The following is a 1669-nucleotide window of genomic DNA, read 5'->3' as shown; positions in this document are numbered from 1 at the left end:
TTAAGGTAAAAGGGTTTTAGTTGAGAATAACTATCTGAGCAGCAAGCAGATAAATGCCTGGTCGGCTGAAATGAAGTCCTGTCAGGCCAGTGGCGGTGACTGCGGCAGCATCATCAAGAAGTATGAAGAGTTGAGTACGGCCCAGCAAAAGCAACTTATCAGCGATTGCACGGCCAGCCCTGCAACCTGCCAGCAAAAATACGGCGATGTACTGACTGACAGTCTGGCAGTGAAGCAGGCAATAGATCGTGCTCTGGGTGAAGATATCCCGATCAAGATGGTCTACGATCTGACGGCGACTTTTGCGCAGCAAATGCAGGCCGAAGGCGTTGTTGCAACTAGTAAAGTCTCGGAAGCACTCCAGAAAGAATATGGTCTGGATGAAGTTCAGGCGGGAATAGTTGCGGGGGCAGCAGCATCAGCGTTTGGGGGGATTAGTAAGGCTGGGAAAGGTAGTGCAATCCCAGTTCCAGAGCCGGTTAAAGCCAGTAACGGACTGGTTTATCAGTCAAACTCAAAACATACTCTTGGCGGCTTAGGTAATAGGCCAAATGCAGGAATTGAACCTAAAAATTCACTTTCGCTTTTTGAAAATTCAATATCTCTGACTGTAAAAGGTAAGGAGAGTAAGGCTAGATATACTATGGATAGTAATGGGGATATACATCGGTTTTCTCCTGATAATACGGGTGGTTTCCACTGGTCTGGTAGTACAGCAGATCCAAAAAATAAGCTTGAATTACCAAATGATATTAGAGCTGCCTTGAGAAAACAGGAAGGATGGAAAATAAAATGATTATTGGAAATGCTTTAGAGATAGGAATTCAGTTAGAGTATATTCTTGAACTGAGTTCTCCCAGTGGTCTTTTTAACCTCATTATAGATGATGAGCTGATTCCGGGAAAAGGAACAGTTACAGATCTTTATGTAGTCATATCATCATTAAAAGATAGCATAAACAGTCAGTTAAGTGATGGCNAAGGAACAGTTACAGATCTTTATGTAGTCATATCATCATTAAAAGATAGCATAAACAGTCAGTTAAGTGATGGCGTTTGTGATATTGGTAGTATTCCATTAGCTGATTTGGATTTTTCAGATGGTTCGCCAGAAAATGTAATTTGGTTAGATGCTTGTGAGTTATCGGATTATGGATGTGTATTTTGGTTAGCTTTTGATGGTGATTTCGAACGTTTTTTTTATTCGACTGACTTTGAAAAAACTATCCAAGAAAAAAGGTATCCAAGAGGGACTATTGAAAAATTAATTAATAGCCTACCCGATCCTAATTTACTGAGAATAAATAAAATAAATGATCAGATATTAATAACTGACATACTTTCTTAGACTGCCATGAAAAAGATCCCGGCCTCAGTACCGGGATCTTTTTACCTGCCTTATCCCTCAGCGGCCAGCCGGACAATCAGTTGCCCCGGCTCGGCCAGCACCTCAATCTTCTGCCCTGTCACAAAACCCAGCCTTTTCATCCAGTTACCCTTAAGCGTAATGGACGGAAACGGCGTAAACGTTCGTGAGTTCCGGATATAACCGACTGTATATCTGCGGGTTGTGGATGTGGGGCTATCTGACTTAGTATCTGCGTTAGCCATAATTAACTCCTGATCAGTTAGTTGTGGTCAGCGGGTTATTGGTGTTGCATCACCTTCAG

General features: G+C 42.3%; 2 protein-coding genes and 1 pseudogene. 2 read left to right on the top strand and 1 reads right to left on the bottom strand.

Features of this window, described 5'->3' with window-relative positions:
• Nucleotides 1–10: 10 nt before the first annotated feature.
• Both JJB97_RS17875 and JJB97_RS17870 read left to right on the top strand, forming a co-directional pair.
• Nucleotides 11–796: pseudogene (locus tag JJB97_RS17875) on the top strand (VENN motif pre-toxin domain-containing protein); the annotation flags it as partial.
• Nucleotides 781–1347, top strand: coding sequence for an Imm42 family immunity protein (locus JJB97_RS17870; RefSeq protein ID WP_451923559.1), 567 nt, complete (start codon nt 781–783; stop codon nt 1345–1347). The pseudogene JJB97_RS17875 and the gene JJB97_RS17870, both read left to right, overlap by 16 nt.
• Nucleotides 1348–1397: 50 nt before the next feature.
• On the opposite strand, the gene JJB97_RS17865 is transcribed toward JJB97_RS17870, so the two are convergent.
• The gene (locus JJB97_RS17865; RefSeq protein WP_238715424.1) at nt 1398–1610 is read right to left on the bottom strand and encodes a SymE family type I addiction module toxin; all 213 of its coding nucleotides are present in this window, start codon (nt 1608–1610) and stop codon (nt 1398–1400) included.
• Nucleotides 1611–1669 lie beyond the last annotated feature (59 nt).

Source organism: Tenebrionibacter intestinalis, assembly GCF_016632365.1.
GTDB lineage: Bacteria > Pseudomonadota > Gammaproteobacteria > Enterobacterales > Enterobacteriaceae > Tenebrionibacter > Tenebrionibacter intestinalis.
This window is presented reverse-complemented; position numbering and strand designations above follow the sequence as displayed.